The sequence below is a fragment of the Anoxybacillus sp. ST4 genome, assembly GCF_019448545.1.
GTDB lineage: Bacteria > Bacillota > Bacilli > Bacillales > Anoxybacillaceae > Anoxybacillus > Anoxybacillus pushchinoensis.
The window spans coordinates 1-254 of sequence record NZ_JAHZOE010000112.1 but is presented as its reverse complement, the minus strand read 5'-3'; the positions used below and the strand labels follow the sequence as shown (position 1 = coordinate 254).

The following is a 254-nucleotide window of genomic DNA, read 5'->3' as shown; positions in this document are numbered from 1 at the left end:
CAGCAGTAGGGAATCTTCCGCAATGGACGAAAGTCTGACGGAGCAACGCCGCGTGAGCGAAGAAGGCCTTCGGGTCGTAAAGCTCTGTTGTTAGGGAAGAACAAGTAACGTAGTAACTGGCGTTACTATGACGGTACCTAACGAGAAAGCCACGGCTAACTACGTGCCAGCAGCCGCGGTAATACGTAGGTGGCAAGCGTTGTCCGGAATTATTGGGCGTAAAGCGCGCGCAGGCGGTTCCTTAAGTCTGATGT

Annotated in this window: 1 rRNA gene; it reads left to right on the top strand. The window is 53.5% G+C overall.

Annotated elements, in window-relative coordinates:
* Positions 1-254, top strand: a 16S ribosomal RNA gene (locus tag K1I44_RS15640); the annotation flags it as partial.